21 protein-coding genes are annotated in these 26,691 nt (G+C 65.9%); 19 read left to right on the top strand and 2 right to left on the bottom strand.

Translation table 11 applies throughout. The features are described 5' to 3' along the window. The first annotated feature begins 7 nt into the window (after nucleotides 1-7). The 8 genes from gudD to AC06DU_RS16145 all read left to right on the top strand — a co-directional run bounded on the left by gudD (nucleotide 8) and on the right by AC06DU_RS16145 (nucleotide 10,346). Complete coding sequence (gene gudD, locus AC06DU_RS16180) at nucleotides 8-1,363, top strand: glucarate dehydratase (RefSeq protein WP_478202834.1); 1,356 nt, start codon at nucleotides 8-10, stop codon at nucleotides 1,361-1,363. Nucleotides 1,364-1,434: 71 nt separating this feature from the next. Beyond that, on the top strand, nucleotides 1,435-2,706 hold the full coding sequence (locus AC06DU_RS16175) for an OprD family porin (RefSeq protein ID WP_478202833.1): 1,272 nt from the start codon (nucleotides 1,435-1,437) through the stop codon (nucleotides 2,704-2,706). Between the two features lie 35 nt (nucleotides 2,707-2,741). After that, nucleotides 2,742-4,283, top strand: a complete 1,542-nt coding sequence (gene garD, locus AC06DU_RS16170; protein WP_102251370.1) for a galactarate dehydratase — start codon at nucleotides 2,742-2,744, stop codon at nucleotides 4,281-4,283. A gap of 616 nt (nucleotides 4,284-4,899) precedes the next feature. Beyond that, complete coding sequence (locus tag AC06DU_RS16165) at nucleotides 4,900-5,280, top strand: RidA family protein (RefSeq protein WP_024938123.1); 381 nt, start codon at nucleotides 4,900-4,902, stop codon at nucleotides 5,278-5,280. 29 nt (nucleotides 5,281-5,309) lie between these two features. Then, on the top strand, nucleotides 5,310-7,454 hold the full coding sequence (gene recG / locus AC06DU_RS16160) for an ATP-dependent DNA helicase RecG (RefSeq protein WP_478202832.1): 2,145 nt from the start codon (nucleotides 5,310-5,312) through the stop codon (nucleotides 7,452-7,454). A gap of 121 nt (nucleotides 7,455-7,575) precedes the next feature. Continuing rightward, nucleotides 7,576-8,514, top strand: a complete 939-nt coding sequence (locus AC06DU_RS16155) for a nucleoside hydrolase (protein WP_039519221.1) — start codon at nucleotides 7,576-7,578, stop codon at nucleotides 8,512-8,514. A 71-nt stretch (nucleotides 8,515-8,585) separates the two neighbouring features. Beyond that, a complete protein-coding gene (locus AC06DU_RS16150) occupies nucleotides 8,586-8,828 on the top strand; it encodes a type B 50S ribosomal protein L31 (protein ID WP_024938126.1) in 243 nt (80 codons plus the stop codon). 228 nt (nucleotides 8,829-9,056) lie between these two features. Beyond that, a complete protein-coding gene (locus tag AC06DU_RS16145; protein WP_024938127.1) occupies nucleotides 9,057-10,346 on the top strand; it encodes a citrate synthase in 1,290 nt (429 codons plus the stop codon). A gap of 102 nt (nucleotides 10,347-10,448) precedes the next feature. Here the strand turns inward: AC06DU_RS16145 and AC06DU_RS16140 are convergent, their stop codons facing one another. After that, complete coding sequence (locus tag AC06DU_RS16140) at nucleotides 10,449-11,099, bottom strand: hypothetical protein (RefSeq protein ID WP_039519223.1); 651 nt, start codon at nucleotides 11,097-11,099, stop codon at nucleotides 10,449-10,451. Between the two features lie 236 nt (nucleotides 11,100-11,335). Next, nucleotides 11,336-13,762, bottom strand: a complete 2,427-nt coding sequence (locus AC06DU_RS16135; protein ID WP_478202831.1) for a penicillin-binding protein 1A — start codon at nucleotides 13,760-13,762, stop codon at nucleotides 11,336-11,338. A 214-nt stretch (nucleotides 13,763-13,976) separates the two neighbouring features. On the opposite strand from AC06DU_RS16135, the gene AC06DU_RS16130 reads away from it, so the two are divergent. From AC06DU_RS16130 to AC06DU_RS16080, 11 genes are all read left to right on the top strand, one after another. Beyond that, a complete protein-coding gene (locus AC06DU_RS16130; RefSeq protein WP_039423791.1) occupies nucleotides 13,977-15,035 on the top strand; it encodes a pilus assembly protein PilM in 1,059 nt (352 codons plus the stop codon). Continuing rightward, on the top strand, nucleotides 15,035-15,811 hold the full coding sequence (locus AC06DU_RS16125; protein WP_478202830.1) for a PilN domain-containing protein: 777 nt from the start codon (nucleotides 15,035-15,037) through the stop codon (nucleotides 15,809-15,811). Before AC06DU_RS16130 ends, AC06DU_RS16125 begins: the two co-directional genes overlap by 1 nt. Next, nucleotides 15,808-16,473, top strand: coding sequence for a type IV pilus inner membrane component PilO (locus tag AC06DU_RS16120; protein ID WP_024938132.1), 666 nt, complete (start codon nucleotides 15,808-15,810; stop codon nucleotides 16,471-16,473). The genes AC06DU_RS16125 and AC06DU_RS16120 overlap by 4 nt, the downstream gene beginning before the upstream one ends. Beyond that, nucleotides 16,470-17,003, top strand: coding sequence for a pilus assembly protein PilP (locus tag AC06DU_RS16115; RefSeq protein ID WP_024938133.1), 534 nt, complete (start codon nucleotides 16,470-16,472; stop codon nucleotides 17,001-17,003). The genes AC06DU_RS16120 and AC06DU_RS16115 overlap by 4 nt, the downstream gene beginning before the upstream one ends. 19 nt (nucleotides 17,004-17,022) lie before the next feature. Next, the gene (locus tag AC06DU_RS16110) at nucleotides 17,023-18,903 is read left to right on the top strand and encodes a type IV pilus secretin PilQ (RefSeq protein ID WP_478202829.1); all 1,881 of its coding nucleotides are present in this window, start codon (nucleotides 17,023-17,025) and stop codon (nucleotides 18,901-18,903) included. A 161-nt stretch (nucleotides 18,904-19,064) separates the two neighbouring features. Continuing rightward, nucleotides 19,065-20,084, top strand: a complete 1,020-nt coding sequence (locus AC06DU_RS16105) for an AAA family ATPase (RefSeq protein WP_065032777.1) — start codon at nucleotides 19,065-19,067, stop codon at nucleotides 20,082-20,084. Between the two features lie 22 nt (nucleotides 20,085-20,106). Further along, nucleotides 20,107-21,069, top strand: coding sequence for a DUF58 domain-containing protein (locus AC06DU_RS16100; protein ID WP_478202828.1), 963 nt, complete (start codon nucleotides 20,107-20,109; stop codon nucleotides 21,067-21,069). A gap of 2 nt (nucleotides 21,070-21,071) precedes the next feature. Further along, nucleotides 21,072-21,533, top strand: coding sequence for a DUF4381 domain-containing protein (locus AC06DU_RS16095; RefSeq protein WP_478202827.1), 462 nt, complete (start codon nucleotides 21,072-21,074; stop codon nucleotides 21,531-21,533). Further along, complete coding sequence (locus AC06DU_RS16090) at nucleotides 21,530-22,537, top strand: vWA domain-containing protein (RefSeq protein WP_478202826.1); 1,008 nt, start codon at nucleotides 21,530-21,532, stop codon at nucleotides 22,535-22,537. The genes AC06DU_RS16095 and AC06DU_RS16090 overlap by 4 nt, the downstream gene beginning before the upstream one ends. After that, nucleotides 22,534-24,384: a VWA domain-containing protein gene (locus AC06DU_RS16085; RefSeq protein ID WP_478202825.1), complete on the top strand. Its 1,851-nt coding sequence runs from the start codon at nucleotides 22,534-22,536 to the stop codon at nucleotides 24,382-24,384. The genes AC06DU_RS16090 and AC06DU_RS16085 overlap by 4 nt, the downstream gene beginning before the upstream one ends. Then, a complete protein-coding gene (locus AC06DU_RS16080; protein ID WP_478202824.1) occupies nucleotides 24,381-26,120 on the top strand; it encodes a BatD family protein in 1,740 nt (579 codons plus the stop codon). Before AC06DU_RS16085 ends, AC06DU_RS16080 begins: the two co-directional genes overlap by 4 nt. Nucleotides 26,121-26,691 lie beyond the last annotated feature (571 nt).

Below are 26,691 nucleotides of genomic sequence, written 5' to 3'. Positions count from 1 at the left end.
ACTTTCGATGACTATCCACACCGCACCTGCAAGCATCGGCGCCACGCCGCGCATCACCGACATCCGCGTGGTGCCCGTCGCCGGGCAGGACAGCATGCTGCTCAACCTCAGTGGCGCACACGCGCCGTACTTCACCCGCAATGTGCTGGTGCTGCGCGATTCGTCCGGACGCACCGGCGTGGGCGAAGTGCCTGGCGGCGCGGCCATCGCCGGCTTGCTGCAGGAAGCAGCGCCGCTCATTCGCGACCGCTCCATCGCCGAGTATCAGCGCATCCTCAATCAGGTGCGCACCGCCTTTGCCGACCGCGACAGCGCCGGCCGTGGCCTGCAGACCTTCGATCTGCGTATCACCATCCATGCGGTGACGGCCATCGAGTCGGCGTTGCTGGATCTGCTCGGGCAATTCCTCGACCAGCCTGTCGCTGCCTTGCTCGGTGAAGGCCAGCAACGCAGCGCCGTGGATGTGCTGGGCTATCTGTTTTTCATCGGCGACCGGCGGAAGACTGCGTTCGACTATCGCGACGGCAGCGGTGCCCGCGATGACTGGGAGGCTGTGCGGGACCAGGAGGCCTTGACGCCGGCATCGGTGGTGCGCCTGGCCGAAGCGGCCTACGTGAAATACGGCTTCCGCGATTTCAAGCTCAAGGGCGGCGTGCTGCGCGGCGAAGACGAAATCGACGCCATTGTCGCGTTGCACGCGCGGTTTCCGCAGGCGCGCATCACCCTCGACCCCAATGGCGCGTGGTCGCTGGATCAGGCCATCGCCCTGTGCCGCGGCATGCACGGCGTGATGGCCTACGCCGAAGATCCGTGCGGTGCGCAGGATGGGTATTCCGGGCGCGAGATCATGGCCGAATTCCGTCGCGCCACCGGCTTGCCGACCGCCACCAACATGATCGCCACCGACTGGCGGCAGATGGGCCACGCCATCCAGTTGCAGTCGGTGGATATCCCGCTGGCCGACCCGCATTTCTGGACGTTGCAGGGCTCGGTACGAGTGGCGCAACTGTGCCGCGACTGGGGCCTGACCTGGGGCTCGCATTCCAACAACCATTTCGATATTTCGCTGGCGATGTTCACCCATGTCGCAGCCGCGGCGCCTGGGCGGGTGACCGCGATCGATACGCACTGGATCTGGCAGGACGGCCAACGCCTGACCCACGACCCATTGCAGATCGTCGGCGGCCAGATCCAGGTGCCGGCAAAGCCGGGCCTGGGTGTGGAGCTGGACATGGACGCGCTGGAGGCCGCGCATCGCACCTATCAAAGCCTGAGCCTGGGCGCGCGCGACGATGCCGCCGCCATGCAGGCGCTGATCCCCAATTGGACCTTCGACAACAAGCGGCCCTGCCTGGTGCGCTGAAGCGCCCCGATGCCTGCCGCCGGAGCGCCGGCAGCACGGCCGCCAGTTCACCGCAGGTGGAGAACCGAGTAATGAAAAGCATGATGGCGATCAGCGGCGCAGCGCTGCTGGCGGTCGGCGCGGCCGGGCGTGCGCGTGCGCAACACCCCGATGAGGGGTTCTGGAATGGCGCAACGGCCGAAGTCACCGCACTCAACTTCTATTACAACCGCGATTTCCGCAGCGGCGAAGGGCAGGGCAAGCGTGCCGAGTGGGCGCAGGGGTTTGTGGTCGATGCCCGTAGCGGCTATACCCGCGGGCCGGTCGGCGCGGGCCTGGATCTGCTGGGTATCGGCGATTTCAAGCTCGATGGCGTGCGCGCCGAAGGCGGCACCGGCCTGCTGCCCAGCAACGACGACGGTACTGCGCAACATGCGCTGCTGCGGGTGGCACCCACGCTCAAGCTGCGCGCCTCGCAAACCGAAGTGAAGTGGGGCAGCTTCATTCCCAACGAGCCGCTGGTGCGCGCCAGCATCACCCGCATCATGCCGGAAACATTCCAGGGCGTGACGCTGGAATCCAAGGACGTGCCAAAGCTCGATCTGCTGCTCGCGCGCTTCACCAGCGCCTGGTATCGCGATGGCGATTCGCGCGTTCCCATCACCTTGACCAACAAGAATCGCCGTTTTCTGGGCACGCCGGATTCGGATGCGTTGAATCTGCTCTCGGCAACCTACAGCGTCGTGCCCGGCACGCAACTGCGCTATCAGGGCGCGGTGATGGAAGACATCTATCGGCAGCAGCTCTATAACCTGATCCAGACGCACACCTTCGGCAAGGACCAGCTGCGTGTGGATCTGCGGTATTTCCGTACCGATGACATCGGCCAGTCGCGTGCCGGGCCGATCGACAACCGCATGTTCAGCAGCATGCTGTCCTGGCGCACGGGCGGGCACGAATTCGGCGCCGGCTATCAACGCCTGTCCGGCCCCAGCGCCATGCCCTGGCCGGGCGGCACCGACGGCAATGTCTTCAACTGGACCTTCATCAACGACTTTCTCGAACGCGGCGAGCGCAGCTGGCAGCTGCGTTACAGCATCGATGGCAAGAGCATCGGCATCCCCGGTCTCAGCGTCATGGCGCGCTACATCAATGGCGACCATGCGCAGCCGGCCACCTATGCCGGCCAAGGCCGCGAGTGGGCCCGCGATGTCTTGACCACCTATCAATTCCAGAGCGAGCGCTTCAAGCACTTGAGCGTCATCTGGTTCAACGGCACCTTCCGCTCCAATTACCAGCGCAATGTCGATGAAAACCGCTTGATCCTGCAGTACCGCCGTCAGTTCGACAGCCCCGACCGGTAATGCACTCCACCCCACGCCTGCAAGGTAGCCCCACGATGTCCGCAACCCAGCAACCCACCCGTTGGCTTAGCATCCGCGCCCACGCGCGCGACAACGTCGCCATCGTCGTCAACGATGACGGCGCACCGGCCGGCGCCACCTTTCCGGATGGGCTCACCGCCGTCGAACACATTCCGCAGGGGCACAAGATGGCGCTACGCGACCTGGCCGCCGGCGCGCCGGTGATCCGCCTGGGCGCGGTGATCGGCACCGCCAATGCCGACATTGCACGCGGGGCCTGGGTGAGCGAGCAATTGCTGGCGATGCCCGAAGCGCCCGATCTGGCCGCGCTGGATCTGTCGCTGCAGCCGGCACCCGCACCCGCGCCCTTGGATGGCTACACCTTCCAGGGGTATCGCAACCGGGATGGCAGTGTCGGCACGCGCAACATTCTGGGCATCATGACCAGCGTGCAGTGCGTGGTGGGCGTGCTCGGCCACGCGGTGGAGCGCATCCGCACCGAGCTGCTGCCCAAGTATCCCAATGTCGACGATGTGGTGGCGATCAATCACGTCTATGGTTGCGGCGTGGCAATCACCGCGCCGGAGGCCATCATCCCCATCCGCACGCTGCGCAATATCGCGCGCAGCCCCAACTTCGGCGGGCAGGCGCTGATCGTGGGCCTGGGCTGCGAGAAACTCGCGCCCGAGCGCCTGCTGCCGGACGATGCCAGCGCCGACGACAGCGGCGTCTACCGTCTGCAGGAAGCCAGCCTGGGCTTTGCCGACATGGTCGGTTCGATCATGGCCATGGCCGAAGAACGCCTGCGCCATCTGGACCTGCGTCGGCGCGAAACCGTGCCGGCCAGCGAACTGGTGGTAGGCATGCAATGCGGCGGCAGCGATGCGTTTTCCGGCGTGACCGCCAACCCGGGCCTGGGCGTGGCGGCGGACCTGCTGGTACGCGCCGGTGCCACGGTGATGTTTTCGGAAAACACCGAAGTGCGCGATGGCATCCATCTGCTGGTGCCGCGCGCGGCCAATGCCGATGTCGCCACGGCGCTGGTACGCGAAATGGCCTGGTACGACGCCTACCTGGCGCGCGGCCAGGCCGACCGCAGCGCCAACACCACCCCGGGTAACAAGAAGGGCGGGCTGGCCAACATCGTGGAGAAGGCGATGGGCTCGATCGCCAAGTCCGGCTCCTCGGCGATCAACGGCGTGGTGCCGCCCGGCGAGCGGGTCAAGGGGCGCGGGCTGCAGTATTGCGCCACCCCGGCCAGCGATTTTGTCTGCGGCACCTTGCAGGTTGCGGCGGGCATGAACCTGCACGTATTCACCACCGGGCGCGGAACGCCCTACGGCCTGGGCATGGTGCCGGTGATCAAGGTGGCTACCCGCAGCGAATTGGCGCAGCGCTGGTCCGACCTGATGGACATCGATGCCGGCGGCGTGGCGACCGGCGCCAAGACGCTGGAGCAATTGGGCTGGGAGTTGTTCCGGCGCTATCTGGACGTGGCCAGCGGCCAGCGCACCTGGACCGAGCAACACCGCCTGCACAACGATCTGGCCTTGTTCAATCCGGCGCCGATCACCTAGCCCTGCCGGTTTTCCGCAGTGGCGGGCCGCTAGGTGGCGCAGCGCTCAGGCCGACTGTTGCGCCGCCGCGCAGGAGGCGATGTTCCCGAGTCGGTAGCAATGATGCGGCGCTGCACGTCTCTCGGTGTCGTGACCGCCCCCGTGCGTCGTGACGACCCCGCGGCACAGGTCGCACCCCAGGAGCATCGCGCGCCGCAGCGCTGCCGCACCACAGTGCAACGCATTTGGCGTGGCTTCGCCCGGGCCTTCACCCAAGCCCTCTTTCGCAGGACAGTGGCCAGCGTTTCCAGCGGAAGAGGGGCTAGCGTCCAGCAAAAGAGGGGCGCGCCGTTCCCTTCTCCCTTCGGAAGAAGGTGCTCCGTCGGGGCGGATGAGGGGACGTGCGCAGCCCCGTGCTCCGTCGCGCGGCCTCCAGCGGCGCACGCGCACAGCCTCACCACGCCATCGCGCGCGCGCGGGCAGACACCAACCCATTGCAAGATGCCCAGCCCACCGGGCAACACGCCGCTACGCCGGCGCCCAACGCCTGCGCGCCGTCACCGCCCACGCCCCATTCGCCCGTCAATGGCAGGCGCCGATACAATGCGCGTTCGTTTTCAGTGTTGATGGAGTCGCCATGTCCCAGATCATTCATACCGACCAGGCACCTGCCGCCATTGGCCCGTATTCGCAGGCCGTGCGTGCCGGCAACACGGTGTATTTCTCCGGGCAGATCCCGCTGGATCCGGCCACCGGCGAGATCGTGCCGGGCGATGTCGGCGTGCAGGCACGCCGCGCGTTCGACAACCTCAAGGCGGTGGCCGAAGCCGCCGGTGGCTCGCTCGACAAGATCGTGCGGCTGGGCCTGTACCTCACCGATCTCGGCCAGTTCGCCGCCGTCAACGCAGTGATGCAGGAGTATTTCCAGGCGCCGTTCCCGGCGCGTTCGACCATCGAGGTCTCCGGCCTGCCCAAGGGTGCCGGCTTCGAGGTCGACGCGGTGATGGTGCTCGACTGATCCAGCTCGTCTGACTCGAGCGCCCTGCCGTGCCGCGCGCAGCGACCGTCACCCCGCGCCTGGCCGTCGCAGGCCAGGCCTCGCTTGCCAGCCTGCCCGGCGTCGGCCCCAAGGTGGCCGAGAAGTTCGCTGCGCGCGGCATCTCGACGCTGCAGGATCTGTGGCTGCATCTGCCGTTGCGCTACGAAGACCGCACCCGGCTGACCACGATCGCGCAGTTGCAGAGCGGCGTGCCGGCGCAGATCGAAGGGCGTGTGGATGCGGTGGAGCGCGGCTTCCGTTACCGGCCGGTGTTGCGGGTGGCGGTCTCGGACGAGTCGCACGGCAGCGTGGTGCTGCGCTTCTTCCATTTCCGCGCGGCGCAGGTCGCGCAGTTCGCACCGGGCACGCGACTGCGGGTGTTCGGCACGCCCAAGCCGGGACAGAACGGCTGGGAAATCGTGCACCCCAGTTACCGCGTGCTGGCACCGGGCGAGGATGCCGGGCTGGGCGACAGCCTGGATCCGGTCTATCCGGTGCTGGAAGGCGTGGGCCCGGCCACGTTGCGCAAACTCATCGGCCAGGCGCTGGAGCGCTTGCCGGCCGAGGCCGCGCTGGAACTGCTGCCGCCGCACTGGCTGCAGGACGAACAACTGCCCTCGCTGCGCAGCGCGCTGCTGACCATGCATCGCCCGCCGGTGAACACCGACCCGCAGCAACTGCTCGCAGGCGGGCATCCGGCCCAGCAGCGTTTGGCGATCGAAGAATTGCTGGCGCATCAGCTCAGCCTGCGTCGCCAGCGTATCGCCCTGCAGCGCTTCCGCGCACCGCTGCTGCCTGGCAACGGCACCCTGGTGCAGCAGCTGCGTGCGGCATTGCCATTCCAGCTTACCGGTGCGCAGCAGCGCGTGTTCGCCCAGATTGCCCGCGACCTGGCAAAACCGTCGCCGATGCTGCGGTTGGTGCAGGGCGATGTCGGCAGCGGCAAGACCGTGGTCGCCGCATTGGCGGCGATGCTGGCGGTGGAGCAGGGCAAGCAGGTCGCACTGGCTGCGCCGACCGAGCTGCTGGCCGAGCAGCACCTGACCAATCTACGTGGCTGGTTGGAACCGCTGGGCGTGCGCATCGTCTGGTTGGCCGGCAAGGTCACCGGCAAGGCACGCGCCGCGGCAATGGCCGAGGTGGCCTCCGGCCAGGCGCAGGTGGTGGTCGGCACCCACGCCCTGATGCAGGACGCGGTGGTCTTCCACGACCTGGCACTGGCCATCATCGACGAGCAGCACCGTTTCGGCGTGCATCAGCGCCTGGCCTTGCGCGACAAGGGTGCGGCCGCCGGCAGCGTGCCGCATCAGTTGGTGATGACCGCCACGCCGATCCCGCGCACCCTGGCGATGTCCACCTATGCGGATCTGGATGTCTCGGCCATCGACGAACTGCCGCCCGGGCGCACGCCGGTGCAGACCATCGTGCTCAGTGCCGAGCGTCGGCCGGACCTGGTCGAGCGCATCCGCGCCGCCTGCGCCGAAGGGCGCCAGGCGTACTGGGTCTGCACCTTGATCGAAGAAAGCGAGGAGCCCGGCAAGGGCGCGCCCAGTGGCCCGCCGAGGATCGAGGCCCAGGCGGCGGAGGCCACCTTCGAAGCGCTGTCCGCGCAATTGCCCGGCGTGCGCGTGGCGCTGGTGCACGGGCGCATGAAAGCGGCCGAAAAACAGAAGGCGATGCTGGATTTCAAGCAGGGCCTTACCGATCTGCTGGTCGCCACCACGGTGATCGAGGTCGGCGTGGACGTGCCCAATGCCTCGCTGATGATCATCGAGAATGCCGAGCGCCTGGGTCTGGCGCAGTTGCATCAGTTGCGCGGCCGGGTCGGCCGCGGCGCGGCCGCGTCCAGCTGCGTGCTGCTGTATCAGGCGCCGTTGTCGATGATGGCGCGACAACGCCTGGAAACCATGCGCCAGACCAACGACGGCTTCGTGATCGCGGAAAAGGATCTGGAGCTGCGTGGCCCCGGCGAATTGCTGGGCACGCGGCAGACCGGTCTGGCCAGTTTCCGCATCGCTGATCTCACCCGCGATGCCGGGCTGCTGCCGCGCGTGCAGGTGCTCGCCGAACGGCTGCTGGCCGAAGCGCCGGACATTGCCGACCGCGTGGTCGCGCGCTGGATCGGCAGCGCGGTGCGTTATGCCGCGGCTTGAGTGGCGGGGATTGGGGATTGGGGATTGGTCAGAGCTGGCTGCTGCGGCCTGTAGGTTCGCGTGACCGGCCGATCCTTGCGAAGATGCGGCAACGAATCCCGAATGACCAATCTCCGATCCCATGACCAAAAAGATACCGCTGCTGATCGACACCGACCCGGGCGTGGACGACGCGCTGGCCTTGCTGATGGCCTTCAACGACACCCGGCATGACGTCGTTGGGCTGACCATCGCCGCCGGCAATGTGGGCCTGGAGCACACCGTGCGCAACGCCTTGAAGGTCTGCGAGATTGCCGGGCGCGACGATGTGCCGGTCTATGCGGGCTGCCCGCAGCCGCTGCTGCATCCCTCGGTGGACGCGGCGCATGTGCATGGCATCGACGGCTTCGGCGATGTCGGCCTGGCGCCGGCCAAGCGCACTGCCGAGACCGAGCACGCCGCGCTGGCCATCCTGCGCCTGTCACACGAATACGCCGGCGAGCTGCTGCTGGTCGCGCTCGGCCCGCTGACCAATCTGGCCCTGGCCCTGACGCTGGATCCGACCCTGCCGCAGCGCGTGGCGCGGCTGGTGGTAATGGGCGGGGCGCTGACCGGGCACGGCAACATCACCGCCGCGGCCGAATTCAATATCGGCTTCGACCCGGAAGCGGCACATATCGTATTCCGCGGTTTTCCGCAGTTCGACGTGGCCGACTGGGAAGCCACCATCGCGCACGGGCTGCTGCATCGCGATGTCGAGCAATGGCTGGCGGCAGACTCCGCGCAGGCACGGTTCTACGAAGAGATTTCGCGCAAGACCCGGCTGTGGTCCGAAGACAGCCGTGGCGAGCACTGGTACGCCGCCGACGCGCTGGCGATGGCGTTCGCGCTGCATCCGGAGGGCGCGCAGCGGCTGGAGCAGCGGCCGGTGCATATCGAGCTGACCGGTACCCACACCCGCGGCATGACCCTGGTGGACTGGGAGCGCCGGGATGGCAACCCCGACAACGCCAACCTGCTGCTGGACTACGATCGCCCGCAATTCTTCGGCCTGGTCGCCGCGGCGCTGGCGGCGGGTTAAGGCGATCTTGCGCCGGGCGTCTGGAGGCCGCTATAATGCCCGGCTTATCCAGGCAGCCCGGCGCCAAGTCCATGAAAGATAACGTTCATCCCAGCTACAACGACGTCGTCTTCCACGACGTGACGTCCGATTTCAAGATTCTGACCCGTTCCACCATGAGCTCGAAAGAGACCGTGAAGTGGGAAGACGGCCAGGAATATCCGCTGATCAAGGTGGATATCTCCTCGGCCTCGCACCCGTTCTATACCGGCAAGCACAAGGTGATCGACACCGGCGGCCGGATCGACAAGTTCCAGAAGCGCTACGCGCGCTGAGCTTGCAGGACGGGCTGTACCGGCAGCGGCCGCGCATTGCGCGGCCGTTGTTTTTTGGGCGGCGGCAACTTCGTTTTCACGCCGTCGACGGGGCGTCTACGACTTCTGTCCAAGCGACGGCCAAAATGTTGCTGTGCGATAATGACGTGATCCGGGGCGATGCCCTGGACTTCCATCACGTGCCTGCCCATTTGGTGACAGGCGCCTTCCACTGAAGGAGCGTACACAGTGTCCGATCTTGATCAGGTCACGCTCAACGCCGGCGACAAGTCGGTCGTTCTGCCGGTTCTCAAGCCCACGCTTGGCAATGATTGCGTCGATATTTCAAAGCTGACCAAAGAAACCGGTCTGTTCACCTACGACTCGGGCTTTACCGCCACCGCCAGCTGCAAGTCGGCCATCACCTACATCGATGGCGACAACGGCGTGTTGCTGTATCGCGGCTACCCGATCGAACAGTTGGCCGAGAAGTCCAGCTTCCTCGAAGTCTCGTACCTGCTGATGAACGGCGAGCTGCCGACCGCGGACGAATTCAAGAAGTTCGACCACGAAGTCACGCATCACACGATGATGCACGAGTCGCTGAAGAACTTCCTCGGTGGCTTCCGGCATGACGCTCACCCGATGGCCATGCTGGCCGGTTCGGTCGCCTCGCTGTCGGCGTTCTACCACGACACCCTGGACCTCAACGATCCGGAGCAGCGCCGCCAGGCCGCCATCCGTCTGATCGCCAAGGTGCCGACCCTGGCTGCTGCCGCGTACCGCTATTCGATCGGCTGGCCGATCCGCTACCCGCGCAACAACCTCAACTACGTCGACCGCTTCCTGCACATGATGTTCGAAGTGCCGAGCGAGCCGCTGGAGATCAATCCGGTGGTGGCCAAGGCGCTGGATCTGCTGTTCATCCTGCATGCCGATCACGAGCAGAACGCCTCGACCTCGACCGTGCGTCTGGTCGGTTCGACCGGTGCCAACCCGTATGCCTCGGTCGCAGCGGGCATCACCGCGCTGTGGGGCCCGGCACACGGTGGCGCCAACGAAGCCGTGCTGAAGATGCTGGAAGAGATCGGCACCGCCGACAACGTCGAGTCCGCCGTGGCCAAGGCCAAGGACAAGAACTCCTCGTTCCGCCTGATGGGCTTCGGTCACCGCGTCTACAAGAACTTCGACCCGCGTGCCAAGATCATCCGCGAGATGACCCACAAGGTGCTGGGCGAACTGGGCGTCAACGATCCGCTGCTGGAAGTGGCGCTGAAGCTGGAAGAAGCCGCGCTGAAGGACGACTACTTCGTGCAGCGCAAGCTGTACCCTAACGTCGACTTCTACTCGGGCCTGATCTACAAGGCACTGAACATCCCGGTGGAAATGTTCACCGTGATGTTTGCCATCGCACGCACCGCCGGCTGGGTGTCGCATTGGCTGGAGCAGCAGGTCGACCCGGAAATGAAGATCGGCCGTCCGCGCCAGATCTACACCGGCTACGACAAGCGTGACTACACCGACGCCGGCCAGCGCTAAGCACCTGCGGTTGTCTGCTTGAACGAACGCCCCGCATTGCGGGGCGTTTGCTTTTGCGGGTTGGCGTTGTGGTGAGTGGTCACGCGTCATGGCGGGCTGCGCTCAGCGCGTGCGCGGCAGGGCGTGGCCACCATCCTCTTCTGCCAACAACTGACGCAACTGGGCGGCCGAGGCGCGCTGCATCGGTTTTTCGTCCAGCTGCGACAGCGGTGCCTGGCGCAAGGCATCGTACGGCAGCACGGTCAGGTCGAAGCTCAGTTCCTCGGCACTGAACAGCCACACCGGAAACTCGGCTGTGCGCTCGCGGTCCAGGCGCAGCCGGCGCGTACGCGATTCGGCCGGAATACGGTGTTCTTCCAGAAAGCGCTGCACGGCGTCGGCGTCGTCGCTGTGCAACTGCAGCTGCACCGGCGCATTGGCGTCGGCCGTGCCATCGAGCACCGGGCCGGCCAGGCGCGGCTGGAACGGGCTAAGAAACTCCAGCGCGCGCAATGCGGCTTCACGACGTTGGCGCAGCCGCAGCCCGTGCGCAGGCCCGGCGAACAGGCGCTGGTGCTCGCGCAACGCATCTTCGATCTCGCGGTTGCGCGGCAGCGATGCGTCGTCGTGGATGCCTAGCCGGCTGGCCGCCTTGAGCTTGGCCTGATGAAAATCACGGATGCCACCCTCGGCCATCAGCCGGGCCGCTTCGTGCGCCAGGCGATGGCGACGTTCTCGGGTTCGCGTATCGGCGTGTTCGCGCGCGTGATGCATGACCGGGCTCCCCTAATGAACCTGGTTCGACTCTACAACAGCGGCATGAAGAGGTGGCGAATGCCCCGGTGTCTCCCTGCAAGGGCAATCACGCAATGGCGATTGCCCGGCCCCTTCTGCTGCAACCGGAAACAGTCGATGCCACGAACCCGATCGGGGAATCGGGCGGACGAAGCCGTTCCGATTCCCCAATCCCCAATCCCGAATCCCGAATCCCGAATCCCGAATCCCGGCCCTCAAAAGATATCGAAGGCCTTCTCGTCCTGCTGTTCCTGCAGGCCGTAGTCGTAGTCCTGCAGGCGATCCAGGTCCTCGTTCTTCACCCATTCCACCGCCCCATTGATGGTGGCCTGGGTCATGCCGTCGGGCGGATCGTTGGCGGCGATCGGCTTGTCCTTCAGCGCCACGCGCATGTAGTCGATCCAGATCGGCAGTGCCGCCTTGCCGCCGTACTCGCGATAGCCGAGCGAACGGAAGTCGTCGCGACCCACCCACACCGTGGTGGCGTAGGGGCCGCCGAAGCCGGAGAACCAGGCGTCGCGGTGATCGTTGGTCGAGCCGGTCTTGCCGCCGACGTCCTCGCGCCCCAGCACCTTGGCCGCGGTGCCGGTGCCGCGCTGGACCACGTCGCGCATCATCGAGACCAACTGGTAGGCGGTACGCTCGTCGATGGCGCGCGGCGCGATCTTGGTTTCGGCAGTGGCTGCCGGGGCGGTCTCCGCCGGCGTGGCCGGGGTCGCCGGGGTCGGTTCGATCGACTTGGGCAGCGCGGGGGCGCCGAAGTTGAAGCCGTCCACCACCTGGCTCACCGGCGCGACATTGCCGCCCTGCAAGGCGCAGGTACGGCAAGCCACCGCCGGCACTTCCTTGAAGACCACATTGCCGTCGCGGTCCTTGACCTCGTCCACGATCCAGGTCTCCACCCGCGAGCCGCCATTGGCGAACACCGCATAGCCACGCGCAACCGACAACGGCGTCAGTGAGGCCGTGCCCAGCGACATCGACAGGTTGGGCGGCAGCTCGGCTTCCTGGAAGCCGAACTGGCTGATGTACTTGCGCGCAAAATCGACGCTGATCGCGTCCAGCAAGCGGACCGACACCAGGTTGCGCGATTGCACCAGCGCCTCGCGCAAGCGCATCGGGCCGCGGAAGCCGCCGCCGTCGTTCTGCGGCGACCAGGTCTTGCCGCGGCGGTCGCGGAACACCACCGGCGCATCGAGCACGATCGAGGCCGGGTTGAAGCCTTTCTCGAACGCGGCCGCATACACGAACGGCTTGAAGCTGGAGCCCGGCTGGCGGCGTGCCTGGGTGGCGCGGTTGAACTTGTTGCCGGCGAAGCTGAAACCGCCAACCAGCGCGCGCAGCGCGCCGCTATTGGCATCCAGCGACACCAGCGCGGCCTGGCCGCGCGGCAACTGGTCGATGATCCACTCGCCGTCCTTCTCGCCGGCGCGGATGCGGGTCAGGTCGCCGCGCGTCAGCAGCTTGGCCGGCGTCTTGTTGGTCCAGCGACTGGCGCTGGCCGGCAGGGTCAGCTCGGTCTTGTCGCTCTGCACGACGGTCACGCCGCCGTCGGCATTGGTGCGTGCCACGATCACCGCGCGCAGGCCGCCCTGGGTGAACACGCCGGACAGGTGCTTGGCCAGTGCCGCGGCATCCGCATCGGCGGCGACATCGAAATGCTGCTCCACCCCATGCCAGCCATGCCGGTGGTCGTACAGGCGCAGACCTTCGGCAACCGCCGCATCGGCGCCGGTCTGCAGCGTGGCATCGATGGTGGTGGTGACGTGGTAACCCTTGTTGAGCACATCGCCGCCGTACTTGGCGATCATTTCCTGGCGCACCAGCTCGGCCACGTACGGGGCGTAGACCTCGACCGGCGGCTCGTGCGGCTTGGCGTGCATCGGCACCGCCTTGGCGGCGTCGGCTTCGGCCTGGCTGACAAAGCCCAGGTCGGCCATGCGTTGCAGCACGTAGTAATCGCGGCGCTCCTGCGCGCGTTCCGGATTGCTGATCGGGTTGCCGCTGGACGGGAACTTGGGGATGCCGGCCAGCGAGGCCATCTCGTCCAGGCTCAACTCGCTCATCTTCTTGCCGTAGTAATACTCGGCCGCAGCACCCACGCCGTAGGCGCGATTGCCGAAGAAGCTCTTGTTGAGATACAGCTCGAAGATCTCGTCCTTGCTCAGCTCACTCTCGATCTTGCGCGCCAGCAGGATCTCGGCGAGCTTGCGGGTGTAGCTGTATTCGGAACTGAGGAAGAACTGCCGTGCCACCTGCTGGGTGATGGTCGAACCACCCGGCACGCGCTTGGCATCGGTGCTGGCCAGCAGCCACACCGCGCGGGCGATGCCCTTGTAGTCCACGCCGCCATGCTCGTAGAAACGCGCATCCTCCGTCGCCAGGAAGGCCTGCTTCAGGCGCAGCGGCACGTCCTTCATCTGGATGGGGTAGCGCCGGGTCTCGCCATAGACGGCCATCAGGCGGGCGTCGCTGGAATAGACGTACATCGGCTCCTGCAGCTCGACCTGCTTGAGCGACTGCACGTCCGGCAACTTGGAGGAAATGGCGTAATACAGGCCGCCGGCAGCAATAGCGCCAAGCAGGGCGAGCACCACGAACGCGGCCAGGATCCAGCCCAGCCAACGGCGAATACGGGGCATGTAAGAGAGATTCCGATTGCAGATTTCTTGGTCACAGAGTATAGATGACGCCGGGTTTGGCTGGGGCCGAACTCTGGGGATCGCAGGAAACAGCACTGGGGTCACGTCGCGGGGCCATTGCCATGCGCGTGAAGGGCTTGTCACCTGTTAAAATTTAATTATTAATACGAGGGCGCAGACAAGCGTCCAAGTGCCCATCGGCAGGGGAGTTTCCGTGGGGCTTCTACCCAAGAGTCAATCGCCACTGATTGGTGTCGATATCAGTTCCACTGCGGTCAAGCTCTTGCAGCTGTCGCGCAGCGGGAACCGTTTCCGCGTGGAGCATTACGCGGTGGAACCGTTGCCGCCGAATGCGGTCGTGGAAAAGAACATCGTCGAGGTCGAGGCGGTCGGCGAAGCGATTCGTCGCGCCATCAACCGTTCCGGCAGCAAGGCCAAGAACGCCGCAGCCGCGGTGGCCGGGTCGGCGGTGATCACCAAGCTGATTCCGATGCCGGCCGATCTGGACGACAGCGATCTGGAAGCCCAGGTCGAACTGGAAGCCACCAACTACATTCCGTACCCGATCGAGGAAGTCAATCTCGACTTCGAGGTGCTCGGCCCGATGCCCAACAGCCCGGACATGGTCCAGGTGCTGCTGGCGGCCTCGCGCTCTGAGAATGTGGAACTGCGCCAGTCCGCGCTGGAACTCGGTGGCCTGACCGCCAAGGTCATGGACGTGGAGGCCTTCGCGGTCGAGAACGCCTTCGCCCTGGTCGCCAGCGAGTTGCCGGTGGCCGCCGATGCGGTGGTTGCGCTGGTGGACATCGGCGCGACCATGACCACGCTGAGCGTGCTGCGCTCCGGTCGCAGCCTGTATAGCCGCGAGCAGGTCTTCGGCGGCAAGCAGCTCACCGACGAGGTGATGCGCCGTTACGGGTTGACTTACGAGGAGGCCGGCCTGGCCAAGCGTCAGGGCGGCTTGCCGGAAAGCTACGAGGTCGAAGTGCTGGAGCCGTTCAAGGAGGCGACGGTGCAGCAGATCAGCCGCTTGCTGCAGTTCTTCTACGCGGGCAGCGAATTCAATCGCGTCGACTGCATCGTGCTGGCCGGCGGCTGCGCTGCGCTGTCGCGCCTGCCGGAAATGGTGGAAGAGCAGCTCGGCGTGACCACCGTGGTCGCCAACCCGCTCGCGCAGATGACGCTGGGCCCGAAGGTCCAGGCGCATGCGCTGGCGCTGGATGCACCTGCATTGATGATCGCCACCGGCCTGGCCCTGAGGAGCTTTGACTGATGGCAAGAATCAATCTTTTGCCCTGGCGCGCCGAGCGCCGGAAGGCGCGCGAGCGTGAGTTCTATTCGATGCTGGGCTTCGCCGCGTTGGGCGGCGTGCTGTTGTCGGTCCTGATCTGGTTCTACTACGACGCGCAGATCAGCGGCCAGACCGAGCGCAATGCGTTCCTGACCGCCGAGATCGACAAGGTCAAGGCGCAGAACGAAGAGATCAAGGAGCTCGACAAGAAGAAGGACCGCCTGCTCGCGCGCAAGAAGGTGATCGAGGAACTGCAGGCCAATCGCTCGCAGATGGTGCATCTGTTCGATTCGCTGGTGCGCACCATCCCCGATGGCGTGGCCTTGACCAACATCAAGCAGGACGGCGACATCCTGACCCTGGAAGGGCGTTCGCAGTCCAACGCGCGCGTCAGTACCTATATGCGCAACCTGGAAGGCTCGGGCTGGATGACCAATCCGGACCTGTCGATCATCGAGGCCAAGAGCCAGGACAAGGCTGGGCAGCCCGCGGGACCGTCGATGGACACCAAGACGCTGCCGTACGTGTTCACGCTCAAGGTCAAGCTGGCCAATCCGAACGAGGCCGACAAGAACGGCACCGCACCGGTCGATGCGCAAGCGCCGGGTGCAACGCCAGCCGGTACGGCGGCCCCTGCGGGCGCGCCAGCGGCGGCACCTGCAGCACCTGCGCCTGCCACGTCGCCGGCCGCTGCTCCTGCACCCGTGCAGCCAGCGTCGGCGTCCGCCAATCGGCCGCAGGAGGGGGCGGCGTCATGAGTAAGAAAGCATTCAAGCTCAGCGATTTGGATTTCAACAACATCGGCGGCTGGCCGCAGCAGGCACGCATCGTGTTCTGCGTGGTGGTCGGCCTGTTCATCATGGTGCTGGCCTGGTTCCTGTTGATCAGCGGCAAGCGCGATGAACTCGAAGGCCTGGAAGGCACAGAAACGCAGCTGCGCACCGAGTTCGAGACCCAGCAGGGTCGTGCGGTGAATCTGGAGCCGCTCAAGCAGCAGCTCGCGCAGATGGAACAGGTGCTGCAGCAGATGCTGCGGCAGCTGCCCAGCAAGACCGAAATGCCGGATCTGATCATCGACATCTCGCAGACCGCGCTGTCCAGCGGCCTGTCCAACGAGTTGTTCCAGCCGGGCCCGGAATCGCCGAAGGAGTTCTACGCCGAAAAGCCGATCGCCTTGCGCATGGTGGGCAGTTATCACCAGTTCGGTGCCTTCGTCAGCGGTGTGGCGTCGTTGCCGCGCGTGGTGATCCTGACCATGCACGACATCAACCTCAAGCCGAGGGACCCCAAGGCCGGCATCACCCCGCGCGGGGCGCTGGAACTGTCCGGCACGGTCAAGACCTATCGTTATCTTGACGATGAGGAAATGGCAGAGCAGGAGAAGGCCGCGGCCGACGCTGCGAAGAAGGGCGGCCAATGACCATGAAACTGCTCAAGATCCTGTCCTGCGTGGCGCTAATTGCTGTATTGCCGGCGTGTACGCGCGGTGTGACCAGCACACCGGGCGATGCGCCGAACCTGGAAGCCTGGGTCGCCGAAGTGCGCGCACGGCCGGCGCCGCCGTTGGAGCCATTGCCGGTGATGCAGCAGTTCGAGACGTTCGAATATGCGGCGCAGTCGATGCGCGACCCGTTCAGCGATGCCTGGGTCAGCGCCGAAGGCGGCAACGGAACGCGTCCGGATCCGAACCGGCGCAAGGAGCCGCTGGAAGCCTATCCGCTCGACGCCCTCGACATGGTGGGGACCATTGGCGGTGGCTCGGGCCTGGTTGCGCTGGTCATGGCACCCGACAAGGTGACCTACCGGGTGCGGCCGGGCGTGTATCTGGGACAGAGCGATGGCCGGGTCACCGGGGTCTACGAAGACCGCATCGAGCTGATTGAACTTGTGCCGGACGGTGCGGGCGGATGGCTTGAACGGCCGGCCGCGCTCGCATTGGATGATCAATAAAGTGATAGGGGATAGCACGATGACGTTTTCCAATGCCCGGCGGCTGCGTCCGGTTCGACGCCACGCGGTATTCCAGGCCTGCGCGATGGGGTTCGCGCTGGCGCTGGCGAGCGGTAGCGCGTTCTCGGCGGCGGCACTGAAGCAGCCTGTGCAGGACCCGGCCAAGACCGCTCCGGCGAGCCTGGCGGTGTCCAAGATCGATTTCAAACGTGGTGAGGATGGCGCTGGCCGTCTGATCCTGCAGTTCGACGGCCAGGGCGCCAGCCCCGATCTGCGCACGCAGGGCGACAACGTGCTGGTCGACATCAGCAACGCACGCCTGCCCGCCGAACTGCAGCGCCCGCTCAACGTCACCGACTTTGCAACGCCGGTGCAGCGCGTCGAGGTCAAGCCATCCGGCTCGGGGTCGCAGCTGGTGCTGTCGACCAAGGGCGCGTTCGATTCGCTGGCCTACCAGACCGGCAACGAATACGTGGTCGAAATCACTCCGCGCAAGGGCCAGCCCGCTGTCGGTGGCGTCAGCGCCGCAGCCGTCACCCAGGCCGCCGCGCAGATCGCTGCGCGCGGTTACAGCGGCCGCCCGGTGACGTTCAACTTTCAGGACGTGCCGGTACGCACCGTGCTGCAGCTGATCGCCGAGGAATCCAACCTCAATATCGTCGCCTCCGATACCGTGCAGGGCAATGTCACGCTGCGCCTGATGAACGTGCCGTGGGACCAGGCGCTGGACATCGTGCTGCGCGCCAAGGGGCTGGACAAGCGCCGCGACGGCGGCGTGGTGTGGGTCGCCCCGCAGCCGGAGCTGGCCAAGTTCGAGCAGGACAAGGAAGACGCCCGCATCGCGATCGAAAACCGCGAGGATCTGATCACCGATTACGTGCAGATCAATTACCACAACGCAGCTGTGATCTTCAAAGCGCTGACGGAGGCCAAGGGGATTGGTGGCGGTAGTGGTGGTCAAGGTGGACAAGGCGGCGCAGGGCAGCAGGACAATGGATTTTTGTCGCCTCGCGGTCGCCTGGTTGCCGACGAGCGCACCAACACCCTGATGATCAGCGATATTCCGAAGAAGGTCGCGCAGATGCGCGAGCTGATTTCGCATATCGATCGGCCGGTGGATCAGGTGCTGATCGAGGGGCGTATCGTCATCGCCACGGATACGTTTGCGCGTGATCTGGGCGCAAAGTTCGGACTTGGTGGCACTCATACTTATGGTGACAATGTTGCAACTATCGGCAGTAGTGCAACGGGTGGGGGTGTTGCTGCTGGGAGAGGGCTCAATGTGAATCTGCCGACTGGCGCTTTCACAAGCGGAGCAACTGCTCCAAGTCTTGCCTACACGCTATTGGGCTCAAACTTCAACTTGGATCTCGAATTGTCTGCTTTGCAGCAAGAAGGACGCGGCGAAGTAATTTCCAATCCTCGAATCGTTACTTCAAACCAACGCGAAGGTGTCATCAAGCAGGGCCGCGAAATTGGTTATGTGACGATCACCGGCGGCACTGCAGGTCAGGCGGCAACGCCGAACGTCCAATTCAAGGAAGTGTTGCTGGAATTGAAGGTAACGCCCACCATTACCAACGACAATCGCGTCTTTCTCAACATGAACGTGAAGAAAGACGAAGTCGATCAGCTCATCGAATTGCCCAACTACGGTACCGTTCCGTCGATCAATCGTCGAGAGATCAACACCGCTGTATTGGTGGATGACGGCCAGACTGTTGTGATCGGTGGTGTGTACGAGTTTACCGACCGTTCCAGCGTCAATAAGGTGCCATTCCTTGGCGATGTGCCTTTTCTTGGTAACCTCTTCAAAAGTCGTGGTCGTAATAAGAGCAAGGCAGAATTGTTAATCTTTATCACCCCGAAGGTGTTGCGGGTTGCGTCAGCGGTGCGCTGATCCATTGCGCAACTAAGGTTGCGTACCAAGAAGCCAGGCACGTCCTAGATGTGCCTGGCTTTTCTTTGTCGCGGCGAAGGCAGACGTGGATTCTGTCACTGACTGAATGTTCCAGAGCCGTCGAGTGAACCAATTGCGCTCGAATCGGTCACACTGGTCCTATGAACGCACCGCCGCTGTTGCCCCCAGAAGCCGCTGCCGCGCCCGCCCAGGACCGGTTGCATCGTCAATTCACCCTGCTGCGCGAGTCGCTGGCGCAGCGCATCGTGGGCCAGTCCGCGCTGGTCGAACGGTTGCTGATCGCCCTGCTGGCCGACGGGCATCTGCTGGTCGAGGGCGCGCCCGGGCTGGCCAAGACCACCGCGATCCGCGCGCTGGCCTCGCGGCTGGAGGCGGATTTCGCGCGGGTGCAGTTCACCCCCGACTTGCTGCCCTCCGATCTGACCGGTACCGAGATCTGGCGGCCGCAGGACAGCCGGTTCGAGTTCATGCCCGGGCCGATCTTCCATCCGATCCTGCTGGCCGACGAGATCAATCGCGCGCCGGCCAAGGTGCAGTCGGCACTGCTGGAGGCGATGGGCGAGCGTCAGGTCACCGTCGGGCGGCATACCTATGCGCTGCCGCAGCTGTTCCTGGTGATGGCCACGCAGAACCCGATCGAGCAGGAAGGCACGTTCCCGTTGCCCGAGGCGCAGCTGGATCGCTTCCTGATGCACGTGCGTATCGGCTATCCACAGGCCGATGCCGAGGCGGAGATCCTGCGTCTGGCACGTGAGGCCGCGCGCGACACCCTGGAAAAGCACGAGACGGTACCCGACAAGATCCCGCTGGAAGATGTCTTTGCCGCGCGTCGGGTGGTGTTGGACGTGCATCTGGCGCCGCAGCTGGAGCGCTACCTGATCGAGATCGTGCTCGCATCGCGCGATGCGCAGCGCTATGACCCGGCACTGGCGCGGCGGATTGCCTGGGGCGCGAGCCCGCGTGGGTCGATCGCGCTGGAGCGCTGCGCACGTGCCCGTGCATGGCTGGCCGGGCGCGACTACGTGACCCCGGACGATATCCGCGCAATTGCGCCGGACGTGCTGCGTCATCGCGTGCTGCCCAGCTACGAAGCCACTGCCGAAGGCTGGGATGGCGAGCGCCTGGTCGCCGCCTTGCTGGAAAAGATTCCGCTGCCCTGATCGGGTAGCGTGTCGCCGAGGTATGCCGTCCTCTGACCAGAATCCGATGTCTTCGATGCCGTCTTCTTCCCCTGTCACCGCTCTGGCGTCGATCGCCGGCGATGGACTGCGGCCGACGCTGACGGAGTTGATCGCACTGCGTGGCATCACGACCCATCGCGGGCAGCCAGGGCGTGGCCGCCATGGGCTGGCCGGGCCGGTACCGGCGGCAACGCGTGGGCGCGGGATGGAATACGCCGAGTCGCGCGAGTACGTGGCCGGCGACGATGCGCGGCATATCGACTGGCGCGTCACCGCGCGTACCGGGCGCGCGCACACCAAATTGTTCCAGGCCGAGCGCGAACGCTTGAGCCTGATTGTGGCCGATACCTCGCCAGCGCTCTTCTTCGGCACGCGGGTGCGCTACAAATCGGTGCAGGCCGCCCGTGCCGGCGCCGTCGCGGCGTGGCTGGCGCAGCGGCAGGGCGACCGGATCGCCGCGCTGCGTGGCACTGTCAGCGAAGCGCCGATTGCACCGCGCTCGGGTCAACGCGGCGTGTTGCCGGTGCTGGACGCATTGGCGCGCTGGTACACCCAGCCGCCGTCCGGCGATGCGGGCCTGGAGGTGGCACTGGACCATGCCGCGCGGCTGCTGCGCCCGGGTGCGCGGCTGACCGTGCTGGCCGATGCGCGCAGCGCCAGCAGGATTTCTGCCACGCGCTGGTCGGGCCTGGCCTTGCATCACGAGGTGGTGGTGATCGTGCTGGTCGACCCGCTGGAGCTGGCGCCACCGGCCCGCGCACTCAGCTTCGATGTGCGCGGCGAGCGCATCGCGATCGATCTGTCCACGCAGGCCGGACGTGCGCGTTGGCAGTCCGAATTCGTGGCGCCGCTGGAACAATTGACCGCGGTGCTGCAGGCACGCGGTGTGCGCTTGCATCGCCTGTCCACCGACGATGCCAGCGATGCCTGGTTGGGCGGCAGTGCCGCCGTGCGGAGTCGATGACGATGTCGCCGCAATCGCTGCCGCTACGCGATGTCCATCTGCCGCCGTCGCCGCCATGGTGGCCGCTGGCACCGGGCTGGTGGCTGGTGATCGCCGCAGTGGTCGTCGTACTTGGCAGCGCATGGTGGTGGTGGCGTCGCCGTAGTCAGCAGCAGCGGCGCTGGCTGGCGGCCTTCGATGCCGAGCTGCAGCGCGCAACGACCCCCGCACAGCGCCTGGCCGCGTTGTCGGTGTTGCTGCGACGCGCAGCGCGCAGCGTCGATGCGCAGGCCGACCGGCTGCAGGGCGAGGCATGGCTGCAGTTTCTGGACGGGCGCAAGAGCAAGACGCAGGCCTTTTCGCAGGGACCGGGGCGCGCGCTGCTGGACGGCGGCTTTCAACGTGCGCCGGCGGTGACCGATCTGGATGCGGTGCAGGCGCTGGCGCGGCAGCGTTTTCTGTGTCTGATGCGAGGCCGGCGATGAACTGGCTGCAGTGGTCGCAATGGCAGGATGCGCTGGCGCACTGCGCATGGCCGTGGGCATGGTGGTTGATGCCGCTGCCGTTGCTGATGTGGTTCTGGCCGCAGCGCCGCGCCGATACGGCGGCGCTGCGCGTGCCTTACGCCGATCAACTGCATGCGGTTGCGCAGGCAAACAGTACACCGGCACTGCGGGTACCGCGCTGGCTTGCCTGGTTGGGCTGGTTTTTCCTGTGCGCGGCGCTCGCGCGCCCGCAGCAATTGGGCGATGTGATCCAGCCGCCGCGCGAGGCGCGGCAGATGATGCTGGCGGTGGATCTGTCCGGCAGCATGAGCGAGCCGGACATGGTGCTCGGCGGCAATGTGGTGGATCGCCTGACCGCCGCCAAGGCGGTGTTGTCGGACTTTCTGGATCGTCGCGACGGCGATCGGGTCGGCTTGCTGGTGTTCGGTCAGCGCGCCTACGCGTTGACGCCGTTGACCGCCGACCTGACCTCCGTGCGCGACCAACTAGCCGACAGCGTGGTGGGACTGGCCGGGCGCGAGACGGCGATCGGCGATGCGATCGCGTTGTCGGTCAAACGGCTGCGCGAGCAGAAGCAGGGCCAGCGCGTGGTGGTGTTGCTCACCGACGGCGTCAACACCGCCGGTGTGCTCAATCCGCTCAAGGCCGCAGAGCTCGCCAAGGCCGAAGGCGTGCGCGTGCATACGATCGCCTTCGGCGGTAACGGCGGCTATTCGTTGTTCGGCGTGCCGATTCCGGCCACGGGCAACGACGATATCGACGAAGACGGCTTGCGCAAGATCGCCGCGCAAACCGGTGGGCGCTTTTTCCGTGCCCGCGATACCGAAGAACTGGCCGGCATCTATGCCGAACTGGATCGGCTGGAGCCGGTCAAGGCGCTCGGCCCTTCGGTGCAGCCGCGCGTGGAACTCTATTACTGGCCGTTGGGTGCCGCCATCGTGATTGCGCTGCTGGCCTATCTGTTGCCGCGGAGATGGCGATGAACGCGCTGACCGAACTGGCAGGCTGGCTGCAGTCGCTGCATCTGCTGCGCCCGGATCTGCTGTGGGCGCTGCTGGCGATCGTGCCGGCGGCAGTGTTGTGGCAGTTGCGTCGACGCGATGCGGACGTGTGGCGGCAAAGCGTGGATGCACATCTGTTGCCGACCCTGCTGGTGTCCGGCAGTCGGCGGGGATGGCTGGGATTCGTGCTGGCTGCGCTGACCTATGCGCTGGCGGTGCTGGCGATGACCGGGCCGAGCTGGCGGCAGAACGAGCGGCCGGTGTATCACTCCAGCATGCCGCTGGTGGTGGCGCTGGATCTGTCTTCCAGCATCACCGCCAACGACCTGCCGCCATCGCGTCTGCTGCAGGCGCGGGCCAAGTTGGCCACGTTGTTGCGCAAGCGTGCCGGTGGCGAAGTCGCATTGCTGGTCTATGCGGGCGAGAGTTTCACCGTTGCGCCATTGACCGAAGACACCGCCAATGTGGCGTTGTTCCTGGATGCGCTGTCGCCATCGGTGATGCCGGTGGACGGCAAGCGCGCCGATGCGGCGATCGACGCGGCCACGCAGTTGCTGCTGCAGTCGGGTTTCAAGCAGGGCGACATCCTGCTGGTCAGTGACAGCGCCGATCGTGCGGCCGGGAGTTCTGCACGGTTGGCGCGCTCGCGTGGATTCAGCGTGTCCGCGCTCGGCGTGGGGAGCACGCGCGGCGCGGCCTATCGCACCACGACCGGTGAGATTGCGCAGACAAAACTGGATGAAGGCAGCCTGCGCGATCTTGCCGGGCAGGGCGGTGGTCGCTATGCGCGCATCACCGCCGACGATGCGGACCTGCGTGCGCTGGGCGTGCTCGACCCGACGCAGCAGCCGCTGGCCGATGAAACTGCCGAGTCCACCGGCGGCAAGACCTGGCTGGATGAGGGGTACTGGCTGCTGCTGCCGGTGATGCTGTTGGCACTGCTGGCGTTCCGGCGGCGTGCGGTTGTGGCGGTACTTGCATTGGTGTGCGTGTTGCCGCTGGCTCAACCCGCGCATGCTGCCGACGGCACCTTGTGGCAACGCGCCGATCAGGTGCAGCAGCAACGCCTGGATGCCGGCGTGCAGGCGTATCGCAAGGGCGATTTCGCCGCGGCACAAAAAGCCTTCGAAAATGTGCCCACCGATGAGGGTTTGTACAACCTCGGCAATGCGCTGGCCAGGCAGGGCCAGTACGACCAAGCGATTGCCGCTTACGACCGGGCACTCAAGCAACATCCGGATCAGCCCGACGCCATCGCCAATCGTGCGGCGGTGGAGGCGGCGCGTAAGCGTCAGCAGCAGAACAACAAAGACGGCAAGGGCAAGGACGGCCAGGGCCAGTCCGACGACCAGAAACAATCCGGTCAGAACGGCTCCGGCCAGAATCAGTCCGGACAGAACAAGCAGAACGATCCAAAGCCCGGCCAGGACGGACCAGGCCAGGACGGACAAGGCAAACAGGACGGCAAGGATCAGCCGTCTGCACAGACGCCGCAGGACGCAGCCTCGCAGGACCAGCAGTCCAAAGACCGCCAGGGCGAGCAGAGCAAGCAGGACGCAGCGCCGCAATCGGCCGACGCCAAGGCGCAGCAGCAGGCCGATGCCGCGCAGCGGCAAAAGATGCAGCAGGCGATGGCGCAGGCTGGCGACAAGAGCGCCGATGCAAACGGCAAGCAGGCCGCTGCGGCAACGGCGAACGAAACGCCGGAGCAACGCGAGCAACGCCAGGCAGTGGATGCCTGGTTGCGGCGGGTGCCGGATGATCCGGGCAGTCTGCTGCGCACCAAATTCAGGCTGGAACACGAACGCAGGCAACGGGACGGACGATGATCGGCACACACCATTTGCGCCGCGCGGCGATCGGCATGTTGACCAGCGCGATGCTGCTCACCTGTGCACCGGTGGGTGCCGTCACGCGCGCGTGGCTGGACCGCGACAGTGCCAATGCCGGCGACGTGGTGATGTTGAATATCGAAACCGATCAACGCGGTGTCGATCCGGATTACACGCCGTTGCGCAACGACTTCGCGCTGGGGGCCAAGAGCGCCAACCAGCAGATGCAGGTGACCAATGGGTCGGTGACGGTGCGCGCGCTGTTCGGTGTGGTGCTGACGCCGCGCAAGAGCGGCGAGCTGATCGTGCCGGCGATCCGCGTGGGTAACGAGCGCACCGAACCGTTGCGGCTGCAGGTGGGCGCGTCGGCAAGCGATGCCGGCAGCAGCGCGTCCGGCGCAGCAGCGGCGGCGCAAGGCAACGAGGATGCCTTCGTCCAGACGCAGGTGGACGATCCGCAGCCCTATGTGCAGCAAAGTGTGGGCGTGGTGGTGCGGCTGTATTTCGCCACGCAGCTGGCGTCCGGCGAGCTGGACCTGGAAGCGCCCGATGGTGCATCGCTGCAGCGCATCGGCGACGACGTCAGTTCGGTCAAGGTACTCAATAACCGCCAATACAACGTGGTCGAGCGGCGCTATCTGCTGGTGCCCGAGCGCAGCGGCCGCCTGGTGTTGCCGTCGGCGCGTTTCAATGGTCGCTCGGTCGGCGGCTTCTTCGACGACTATTTCGGTCGTGGCAACGGCGAGCTGAGCGCACGCAGCGCCAGCATCCCGCTGCAGGTACGCGCACAACCGGCCAACGCGCCGCAGCCGTGGTTGCCGCTGCGCAGCCTGCAGTTGCGGTATACGACCACGCCGCAGCGCGCCACCGCCGGTGAAGCGGCACAGCTCGTGGTGGAGGCCAGCGCACGCGGCGCCACCCAGGCGCAGTTCCCGGAACTGCCGACCCCGAGCGTGCCCGATGCGCAGGTATTCGCCGAGCCGCCGCAATACGAAGAACGCTTCGTGGATGGCTCGCCGCAGCTGCGGCTGACCCGCCGCTATTCGATCGTGCCCAACCGCGCCGGCCCGCTGGTGGTGCCCGGCTTGCAGGTGGCGTGGTGGGATGTGGGTGCGGCGGCAGCCAAGACCGCGGCGTTGCCGGACCTCACACTGGACGTGGCGGCAGGCAGCGGCGCGTTTGCGGCGCCCGCGCCAGCGCCAACGCCTGCAGCCAATCCATCACCGGATAACGCTGCGCCAACCGCTGCGGCTGGCACGCTGAGTCTGCAGCAGGCTGCGGCCACGCAACGGCCTTGGGGCTGGATCGCTGCGGCGATCGGCTTTGCGCTGCTGTGGATTGCCACCCTGGTGTGGGCCTTGTTACGGCGTCGCGGCGGTTCGCACGGCGCGCCGGTGATCAATGCCAGCGATGCAGCTGCGCCCGGCCGGCGTGTGACGCACGGTGTGGCCGAGCTGCGACGCGCGCTCGATACCGGCGGCATGGACGACGTGGCCGCGGTGCTGTGCGGCATGGCCGGCGTTATCGATATCGACAGCGTGCTGGCAGCGTTGAGCGACCCGGCGCAGCAGGCGGCGGTGGCGCAGATGCAGCGCGCCCGCTGGGGCGGCGATGGCGACGTGACCAGTGCACGTTCGGCATTGCGCGAGGCCTTTGCCAAGGGCCCGCGTTGGCGGCATGCCACGGCTGCGGAGCCGGAGGTCTTGGCGCCGCTGTATCCGCCGGCGCCTTGATCGGTTTCGCTGCATCGGCAGCGGGGACAGGGGTAGGTCCTGCATGAACAGCATGCCGCGCCTCGCGTTGACGTGTTGATTCCGGTTGCATTCTGACTTCTTCACCTGTGCAGCCTGAAGCGAGGCGTTGGGTCTGTGACTTCGCTGCAGGACCCTTGCCCGCCCACCCTCGCGGGACACGCCGCAAGTACGTCCTTGTAGGCTCTTACGCGGCATCCATGCCGCGTAAGGTCCCGCGACGGTGAGCGGGCAAGGACCCGTCGGGATGGTCGGTGCGGTTGGTTGCAAGCAGAGCATGATGCGCTTGGATAGTGTGGAGAGATCAGTGGCAGAGCGACGGATCTGCGACTTCGCTGCAAGGCCCTTGCCCGCCCACCCTCGCGGGACACGCCGCAAGTACGTCCGTGTAGGCTCTTACGCGGCATCCATGCCGCGTAAGGTCCCGCGACGGTGAGCGGGCAAGGACCCGTCGGGATGGTCGGTGTGCATGGTTGCAAGCAAGAGCTCATGGCCGGATTCCACGGCGTCCCAAAGGCGTTTGGGCATCGCGCCTCGGTACAGGCAGTTCCAA

The sequence above is a fragment of the Xanthomonas sp. NCPPB 3200 genome, from assembly GCF_056393585.1.
This window is presented reverse-complemented; position numbering and strand designations above follow the sequence as displayed.

Excerpts from the sequence above, each read along its gene's own strand:
- gudD (WP_478202834.1), top strand. The coding sequence starts at position 8 with ATGACTATCCACACCGCACCTGCAAGCATCGGCGCCACGCCGCGCATC.
- AC06DU_RS16175 (WP_478202833.1), top strand. The coding sequence starts at position 1,435 with ATGAAAAGCATGATGGCGATCAGCGGCGCAGCGCTGCTGGCGGTCGGC.
- garD (WP_102251370.1), top strand. The coding sequence starts at position 2,742 with ATGTCCGCAACCCAGCAACCCACCCGTTGGCTTAGCATCCGCGCCCAC.
- AC06DU_RS16165 (WP_024938123.1), top strand. The coding sequence starts at position 4,900 with ATGTCCCAGATCATTCATACCGACCAGGCACCTGCCGCCATTGGCCCG.
- AC06DU_RS16155 (WP_039519221.1), top strand. The coding sequence starts at position 7,576 with ATGACCAAAAAGATACCGCTGCTGATCGACACCGACCCGGGCGTGGAC.
- AC06DU_RS16150 (WP_024938126.1), top strand. The coding sequence starts at position 8,586 with ATGAAAGATAACGTTCATCCCAGCTACAACGACGTCGTCTTCCACGAC.
- AC06DU_RS16140 (WP_039519223.1), bottom strand. The coding sequence starts at position 11,099 with ATGCATCACGCGCGCGAACACGCCGATACGCGAACCCGAGAACGTCGC.
- AC06DU_RS16135 (WP_478202831.1), bottom strand. The coding sequence starts at position 13,762 with ATGCCCCGTATTCGCCGTTGGCTGGGCTGGATCCTGGCCGCGTTCGTG.
- AC06DU_RS16125 (WP_478202830.1), top strand. The coding sequence starts at position 15,035 with ATGGCAAGAATCAATCTTTTGCCCTGGCGCGCCGAGCGCCGGAAGGCG.
- AC06DU_RS16120 (WP_024938132.1), top strand. The coding sequence starts at position 15,808 with ATGAGTAAGAAAGCATTCAAGCTCAGCGATTTGGATTTCAACAACATC.
- AC06DU_RS16115 (WP_024938133.1), top strand. The coding sequence starts at position 16,470 with ATGACCATGAAACTGCTCAAGATCCTGTCCTGCGTGGCGCTAATTGCT.
- AC06DU_RS16110 (WP_478202829.1), top strand. The coding sequence starts at position 17,023 with ATGACGTTTTCCAATGCCCGGCGGCTGCGTCCGGTTCGACGCCACGCG.
- AC06DU_RS16105 (WP_065032777.1), top strand. The coding sequence starts at position 19,065 with ATGAACGCACCGCCGCTGTTGCCCCCAGAAGCCGCTGCCGCGCCCGCC.
- AC06DU_RS16100 (WP_478202828.1), top strand. The coding sequence starts at position 20,107 with ATGCCGTCCTCTGACCAGAATCCGATGTCTTCGATGCCGTCTTCTTCC.
- AC06DU_RS16095 (WP_478202827.1), top strand. The coding sequence starts at position 21,072 with ATGTCGCCGCAATCGCTGCCGCTACGCGATGTCCATCTGCCGCCGTCG.
- AC06DU_RS16090 (WP_478202826.1), top strand. The coding sequence starts at position 21,530 with ATGAACTGGCTGCAGTGGTCGCAATGGCAGGATGCGCTGGCGCACTGC.
- AC06DU_RS16085 (WP_478202825.1), top strand. The coding sequence starts at position 22,534 with ATGAACGCGCTGACCGAACTGGCAGGCTGGCTGCAGTCGCTGCATCTG.
- AC06DU_RS16080 (WP_478202824.1), top strand. The coding sequence starts at position 24,381 with ATGATCGGCACACACCATTTGCGCCGCGCGGCGATCGGCATGTTGACC.